This window comes from Staphylococcus sp. GDY8P67P (assembly GCF_017892545.1).
Taxonomy (GTDB): Bacteria; Bacillota; Bacilli; order Staphylococcales; family Staphylococcaceae; genus Staphylococcus; species Staphylococcus ureilyticus.
The window spans coordinates 22,325-29,824 of the sequence record NZ_JAESLH010000014.1 but is presented as its reverse complement, the minus strand read 5'-3'; the positions used below and the strand labels follow the sequence as shown (position 1 = coordinate 29,824).

Here is a 7,500-nt window from a genome sequence, read left to right as displayed (position 1 = left end):
CGCATAGCGTATGGTTTTTTTTATCCAACAATATAGACAAAGGCAATTTCTATATTGTTCAATAGAAATTGCCTTTGTCACTTATCCAAGAACTTTATGTCCAAGATTCTTTTAATTTATCTTTAATCATCAATGATTTAATATACGAAAGTTAACACAGTAGTTCATGACCAGATTTACAAAAATAAATTTCAATAAAATCTTAATTATTAATATCGATATTACGCTGCTCTATCCAAGATTGTAATCTAGGACCAAAAATCAATTTAGCGCGTTTTAAATCATTTATCGTAGGCGCATTTAACATCGTCATAATTTTTCTCATATGTTCAGTAAATTGCTCAGTATAGTTTAATGTTTCTGTAATACCATAATTTTCAACTTGATTTAAAAATGGGCGCGACATACCCACCGCACTTGCCCCAAGCGCTAAACATTTCACAGCATCTAAAGGAGACCGTACGCCACCACTAGCAAGTATATTCATATCTTTTTGATAAGCAGTGCTTTCTAATAATGATTCCACAGTTGTTTGTCCCCACATACTTAAATAGTCCATGTCCTTGTAGGCACGTCTTTCATTTTCAATATCTACAAAGTTCGTACCACCACGTCCGCTCACGTCTACATATCTTATGCCAATTTCATTTAAGTTTTTGATTGTTTCTTTACTCATACCAAAACCTACTTCTTTGACAATCACTGGAACATCTATCCGCTTCACAATTTGTGCAAGATTGTCCATCCATGTAGAAAAAGTTCTATTACCTTCAGGCATGACTAATTCTTGAGGTGCATTGACATGTACTTGTAATGCTTGAGCATCAAGCAATTGAACTGATTGAACAGCTTTATCAACAGGCACATCGGCGCCGACGTTACTAAATATGATACCTTCAGGATTGGCCTCACGCACGATTGTAAATGATGATGCCATATTGCTATTACGTAACGCCGCATGTGTAGAACCTACTGCCATTGCCATACCACTTTCACGTGCCACGATTGCCAATTTTTCATTAATTTGTTTCGTCCATTCGCTGCCACCAGTCATCGCATTAATATAAAGTGGTTGACTGAGCGTGAAATCTTTTAGCGAATGTTCAAGATTAACATCACTCACATCTATACTCGGAATAGAATCATGTACAAATCGAATTTCATCAAAATCTGAGATTGAAGCATCTGTTTGTGCCATTGCAATCTCAACGTGTTCATTTTTTCTTTGTTCTCTTTTTAAATCACTCATTATTTACTCCTACCTCAAAAATTTTAATTTTGTCAGTTTTCAAACTGCGTCATTAATTTCATACCATGAGACTAAAACCATTTTTCTTTTTTAAAATAAATCACACAACCTATACTAATACAAAACATTAGTGCTAAGACAAAATAATAACCATATCGCCATTTTAATTCTGGCATGTTTATAAAATTCATACCATAAATACCTGTAATTAATGTCAATGGTAAAAATACAACTGACACTAAGGTGAGGACTTGCATAATTCGATTCATTTTATATGAAGCATACGATGTCAAATTATCTTTTATTTCGTTTGTCATTTCTTGGCATATTTTCAAAATATTTTGTTGTTTAATCATATGATCTTCAATATGTTGAAGATAAAGCTGGCTCTTATCATCTAAAAATAATTGATGACTTTCTTTTAATTGATTGACTAATTCTGTCATGGGATAAATGATGCGCTTTAATTTAATTAATTCCGATCGTATCTTAAATACATTGTCCATCTCAAATTTCATAGAACTCTTTGTATTTTCACTATCTTCAAATTCATATACCTTATCTTCGATAGCATAAACGAAATCAAAGTAACCATCTACTAAACAATCCAGCACCAAGATAAATATATGAGTTGGGAGAATGTTATTTGTCATTTGTGTTTTAATAGTGGTTTCAATCTTCTTTAAAATATCAAAAGGTTGATGATGGTATGTAATAAGTAAACGATCTTTTATAAAAATATTTAATGCTTTTGCATTGAAATCTTCAGTTTTCACATCATGTACTACAATGTACTGATATGTGTCATAAGCTTTGTATTTAGCTCTCGGTGTCCCGTTTACTGTATCATCAATTTCAAGTTTATTAAAGTTAAAACGTGTTTTTAAAAATGTATTTTCTGCCTCAGTGGGTTGATTAAAATCACACCATATAAACTGTGCTGTTTTCGGAATATCTTCTAAACAATTAGCGCTTGTAAGTTTATTTTCAGACGATAAGTATCTCATTGTGATAGCCATAGGTCACCCCTATAATCATTTTCTTTATTTTATCATGAAATGCTATTTGTGTATGTTATATACAATTTTTAGTAAACTTAGGTTAGTAAAATTAATATATATGCTTAATCTAACAATTAAAGTATTAAAGGAGATGTAACGATGAGCAATCCTTTCACATTTTCCAACAATGTGACACCCGATATGATTGACCATAATGGACATGTACATGATGCAAACTATAATATGGTTTTCAGTGAGGCAATTAATCAATTTAATTATACACATGGCTTATCTTTAGCTGAACGTGACAAGTTAAATTACACATTATTCACTGTTGAAGAACAAACAGCTTATTTATCAGAATTAACAGAAGGTGATACATTTACCATTACAATATACATCTATGATTATAATGAAAAAAGCTTGCATTTCTTTTCCATCATGACAAACCAAGATGGTAGCAATATAGCAACAAATGAAGCAATGATGTTAGGAATTGATCGCACAATTAATAAAACAGCGCCCTTCCCTAAATCATTTGCTGACCAAGTTAGCAATTATTATGATAATCAACAATTAATCGAATGGCCTAAACAATTAGGTCATAAAATCGGTATCTCAAGATAAGGAGTGCTTAAGATGTCACAAAGTATAATCGACGCAATCAAAGTGCAGCTTTATGATTTAAACGATGATATGAAAGCTGGGCTTAGCGAACTTAACCAAAACAAACAGCTAGTTATTAATGGTCCTGATCATCAATTGATTAAGCGCGGATTTGATATCAGTTACTACCAAGGTCAGAAACAAGCGATAGATACGATTCATTCATTAGTCGAACAAATTGATGTAGAAGAAGATTTAGTTCAACGCTACAGAACTTTTGTTCAAGAAGAAAAACAACTGTATGAAAATAATCTCTCAGAATTTAAAAATATGGATGAGCCAAAGCAAGATTTCAATGAATTTATAGCACTCTACTATAAATTAAAAGGGACACAGACTATTTTAACTGTCATTGATACAATAATGAACGAACACTACTAATTCAATGAACTATTTGGGACATATAAAAACAGACGCAAGGCAATATCAACATATTTATGTTTGATGTCTACCTCGCCTCTGTTTTTAATTTTTTATAGACTTATCATGCTTCTAGAATTCAGTTATATGCTAACGCATTAACGTTTATCATGAATTGTATTGACGATTTCTTTTACAACTTTATGAGATTCTCTAATAGGTAATAATGCGAATGCATTCACCATTTTTTTAAAGGTATACAGTTGTACTGGTTGACGCATATCTTCTAACATATAAGTTAACCTTTTCATATCTGGTAAATAAATCTCTCTTCCACCACCAAATATATATATAGGCGGTAAACCAAATAATTCTCCATAAATTGGTGATAATCTACTATCATTCAGTGGAAGATTATTGGACCATACTTTCATAATTTTTTGTAAACCTTCTATATTTATGATGACATCTTTATCGATTAAATCATCTGTAATATTTTCATTATTCAATTGAGCATCTAACATAGGTGAAAACAAGTACAATTTAGCTGGCAAAGGTTGATTGTTAGATTTTAATTGTTGCACAAAACTCATCGCTAATGCCCCCCCAGTACCATCACCCATCACAATAATATCTTCATTACTGCATTCTGTTAATAATTGTTGATACACTTTATGAATCGCAGCATATGTATCCTCAACATGATATTTAGGTGCTTTTGGATAAATAGGCAATACAACTTCGTATAAAGTACTTAATGCAAGTTTATCCATAAATCTCCAATGAAAAGCTGAAGGCTGTAAAATATTATATCCACCATGAATATAAAGTATTTTCTTTTGTTGGCTATGTCTAAAACGAAATCTGAACAACTGCATATCATCCATCATTTGTTTTTCTAAATCTGATTTTACATTTAACGTTTCAGGTTGTTTGTGCTTTTTTTCATTCATCGTTAATCTTTTTTGTAAAAATTTTTCAAAGCTTTGTTGGTTATCAAATATAATTGAACGATGTGGTAATAAGTATTTATTAACAAATTTTGTTGTTAGTCTTGATTTCATACATAATCATCCCTATCTTTTTGTAACAAATTTTAGAATTATAGAATTTTTGTTTCAATTCAGTATTTAAAATAAATTATATGATAAAATAAAAATAATGACATAAACGAGAAGTTATAATAGATATTGAAATTTTAAAAATATGACAATTCATACTAAAAATTAAAATATTCAACTACATTGGTTAAAATGTAACAGTTATCACATATTATAACAAAATAAAAGTCATAAAATAACTAGATCCCCCATCTAATGTTATGAAAGGAGTAAGTTATGACCGAAAACAATCACCAATTTAAAGATTTTGAACACACTTTAACGAATGAAACAATGCAACGAGGCACTCGCTATGGAAAAAAGAAAAAATCTTGGGTTAGCCTTATTATACAAGTAATCGTCTTAATTCTAGTTGCAATTTCTGGTTACAGTATGTTTAAAGAGCCCATATTCAATTTAGTTTTCGTAGATAAATCGGTTAATTTTAAAGAATTAACGAATTTTCAAGAAACTATCAATAACTTAACACATTTAAATATAAATATAGAAAGCATTGATAACTTACAAACAAGTATTGATCGCTTAATACTTGTATTTTATATATTTTTTATCGCCTGTATATTAAGTTTAATCTTAACTATTTTTACATTATTTTTTAATAAAACGATTTTGAAAATAGTTAATATGTTTATCATAGCGATCATGCTTGCAATTACTTTTGGTTTTTCTGCATTAATTAAAAATATTGCTACAAGAATTGCCGATTCAATGAATCAATATTATATAACTGTTGATTCAAACCAAATATTAACAGAAGCAAATGCAATCCATAACGCTTTTATTTTATTAAGTTGTAGTATTGCTTTACTTTTAATTAGTTTATTCTTTAGAAATCGGAAACCAAGAATTTAACTTCGTTCAAATTTTATCAAAAAGCTGCTACATATAGTATATTAAGCCCGAAAATGTATGCCAAAGTTCATTTTCGGGTTTCTTTTATACCTATAGATCGATGCACCAATCGATTAATACATTTGATAAAATTAAAGTCAAAACCTAAAAGGTCTCAACTTAATTATCAAATTTATTTAGACCACGTGGCTTTTTACTTTTAATGTATTTAATACTAGTAATTATCTGAGTCACAAAAGTATTCATTATAAGAAAATAGTAACGCAGACTTTATTAAAGATTAAAAAAGCGACAATTTCTATACAACTGTTATAGAAATTGCCGCTTTTTCGTTAGTCAGAAATGTTATATCACTGATTCTTTTTCTTATTCTTCATTTGAAATGTAATGTGACTTGCCTTTTAAAAACAAGCTCAAAATAAATGCCAACGCACTTAACAAAGTAGCGATTAAGAAAGCACTATTTACGCCGTTAATTGAAGCTAGCTTTTGCACAAATTCTAAAACTTGAGAAGTTGCCATTTGTTCTCCACCCATTGCTTGAGCCATTTCTTGTAAACGGTCTTTAATAAATGGATTTGTTTTATCTAAATCCTGTGTATATGATGCAATATGTTGAGTTGCTTGTGTAGACATGACTGTAACTAGTAATGCCGTACCAATTGAACCAGCCAATTGTCTCAATGTATTAGTTAATGCATTGCCGTGTGCGATGAGTCTTTGTGGTAATGCGTTCATACCAGCAGTCATTATTGGCATCATGATAAAACTCATACCAAATGAACGAATGATATAAATAACCATTAAATGACCATACGTTGTATTCATATTTAATTTTGTTAATTCCCACGTAGCATAAGTCATAATGGCTGTCCCTACTAAAGCTAGTGGTTTAATACCTATCGTATCTAATAATTTTCCTGCTATTGGGCCCATTATACCCATTATTAGAGCACCTGGTAATAATAATAAACCTGATTGTACTGGTGTAAAACCTCTTAAGTTTTGTAAGTAAAGTGGTAATAAAATCATACCACCAAATAAACTCATGGTTACAATCATGTTAATAACTGTTGTTAATGTAAAACCTGAGTATTTTAAAACTTCCATGCTTAGCATTGGCACACGCATTGTAAGCTCTCTAATTACAAAAGCAATAATAAAGATCACACCAATAATAAGCGACACTACAACTATTGGAGAACTCCACGTGTTATTTCCCGCTTCACTGAAGCCGTATAATAACGCACCAAATCCAATTGTACTAAATATGATGCCGGGGATATCTGCTTTAGGGTTTGTAGTAACTTGATATACTCTAAACCATATATAAGCGATAGCCAATGAAATAAGCCCTATAATGAACATGCCATAGAACATCACGTTCCAATGATAATTTTCTACAATATAACCTGATAATGTTGGTCCTATTGCAGGTGCTAAAATCATTGCTATACCGAGTGTCCCCATTGCTGCGCCACGTTTTTCAGGTGGGAATATAGTCATAAATACATTTGTACCGAGTGGCATTAAGACACCAGCACCAATAGCTTGCAGTACTCGGCCAACCATCATTATTGTAAATGAACCTGATATACCACAGACTAACGAGCCAATCGTGAATAATGTCATCGCTATTAAGAATAATTTACGATACGAATATTTATTAAATAAATAGGCACTGATTGGTATTAGAATACCATTCACAAGCATAAAGCCTGTCATAAGCCATTGACCTGTATTAGCAGAAATATTAAAATCTGTATTTATTTTAGGTAATGCAACATTTAATAACGTTTGGTTTAATATAGCTATAAACATACCGAAAATCATCGCTATTAAAACTTTACCTTGAGAAGTGCCTTTTCCAAACATAAATGAACTATGTTTAGCTTTTAGCTTTTCATTTACCTGTGCTTCTTCAGAATTCGGATTGATTTGTTCATGATCCGAATCATGTTGTGTCGATGATTCAGTAGCGTCACTATCAGAGTGCGTTGCCTTTTCTGGCTTTTCGTCTATTGATTCATCTTTGTTTTGTTCTTGATTTTCTGTTGTTGTTTTGTCGTCTTTAACTTTAAATTTAGATTGATAACTTTCGTTAGAAGCAATGCTTTCATGCTTAGATTGTTCCATTTTTCTGGCAGATTTTTGCTTATTTCTTTTCATGATAAAGAAATTTAGTCCGCCGACAAGAATGAGCGCTATGACTACGTAAACAATAATGAAGGTCATTGTCATTTTAAGACCC

General features: G+C 31.1%; 7 protein-coding genes. 3 read left to right on the top strand and 4 right to left on the bottom strand.

The features are described 5' to 3' along the window. Window positions 1-202: 202 nt before the first annotated feature. Together fni and corA are read right to left on the bottom strand one after the other, a co-directional pair. Complete coding sequence (gene fni, locus KA833_RS06060; RefSeq protein WP_145381412.1) at window positions 203-1,249, bottom strand: type 2 isopentenyl-diphosphate Delta-isomerase; 1,047 nt, start codon at window positions 1,247-1,249, stop codon at window positions 203-205. A gap of 71 nt (window positions 1,250-1,320) precedes the next feature. Then, the gene (gene corA, locus KA833_RS06055; protein WP_210128603.1) at window positions 1,321-2,268 is read right to left on the bottom strand and encodes a magnesium/cobalt transporter CorA; all 948 of its coding nucleotides are present in this window, start codon (window positions 2,266-2,268) and stop codon (window positions 1,321-1,323) included. A 141-nt stretch (window positions 2,269-2,409) separates the two neighbouring features. Here corA and KA833_RS06050 point away from each other — a divergent pair, with 141 nt between their 5' ends. Further along, window positions 2,410-2,877, top strand: coding sequence for a thioesterase family protein (locus KA833_RS06050; RefSeq protein ID WP_046208526.1), 468 nt, complete (start codon window positions 2,410-2,412; stop codon window positions 2,875-2,877). Window positions 2,878-2,889: 12 nt separating this feature from the next. Next, window positions 2,890-3,297 (top strand): hypothetical protein, encoded by a 408-nt coding sequence (locus tag KA833_RS06045; RefSeq protein ID WP_046208527.1) that lies wholly within the window; start codon window positions 2,890-2,892, stop codon window positions 3,295-3,297. A gap of 137 nt (window positions 3,298-3,434) precedes the next feature. On the opposite strand, the gene KA833_RS06040 is transcribed toward KA833_RS06045, so the two are convergent. Beyond that, window positions 3,435-4,340: an alpha/beta hydrolase fold domain-containing protein gene (locus tag KA833_RS06040; protein ID WP_046208528.1), complete on the bottom strand. Its 906-nt coding sequence runs from the start codon at window positions 4,338-4,340 to the stop codon at window positions 3,435-3,437. Between the two features lie 273 nt (window positions 4,341-4,613). Here KA833_RS06040 and KA833_RS06035 point away from each other — a divergent pair, with 273 nt between their 5' ends. Then, window positions 4,614-5,249 carry a hypothetical protein gene (locus KA833_RS06035; RefSeq protein WP_145381414.1) on the top strand — a complete coding sequence of 212 codons (636 nt, stop codon included), beginning with the start codon at window positions 4,614-4,616 and terminating at the stop codon, window positions 5,247-5,249. Window positions 5,250-5,615: 366 nt separating this feature from the next. Here KA833_RS06035 and KA833_RS06030 read toward each other — a convergent pair whose 3' ends face one another. Continuing rightward, on the bottom strand, window positions 5,616-7,490 hold the full coding sequence (locus tag KA833_RS06030) for a DHA2 family efflux MFS transporter permease subunit (RefSeq protein WP_210139535.1): 1,875 nt from the start codon (window positions 7,488-7,490) through the stop codon (window positions 5,616-5,618). Window positions 7,491-7,500 lie beyond the last annotated feature (10 nt).

Coding starts and splice junctions, on each gene's coding strand:
- KA833_RS06045 (WP_046208527.1), top strand. CDS start 2,890: ATGTCACAAAGTATAATCGACGCAATCAAAGTGCAGCTTTATGATTTA.
- corA (WP_210128603.1), bottom strand. CDS start 2,268: ATGGCTATCACAATGAGATACTTATCGTCTGAAAATAAACTTACAAGC.
- KA833_RS06030 (WP_210139535.1), bottom strand. CDS start 7,490: ATGACAATGACCTTCATTATTGTTTACGTAGTCATAGCGCTCATTCTT.
- KA833_RS06040 (WP_046208528.1), bottom strand. CDS start 4,340: ATGAAATCAAGACTAACAACAAAATTTGTTAATAAATACTTATTACCA.
- fni (WP_145381412.1), bottom strand. CDS start 1,249: ATGAGTGATTTAAAAAGAGAACAAAGAAAAAATGAACACGTTGAGATT.
- KA833_RS06035 (WP_145381414.1), top strand. CDS start 4,614: ATGACCGAAAACAATCACCAATTTAAAGATTTTGAACACACTTTAACG.
- KA833_RS06050 (WP_046208526.1), top strand. CDS start 2,410: ATGAGCAATCCTTTCACATTTTCCAACAATGTGACACCCGATATGATT.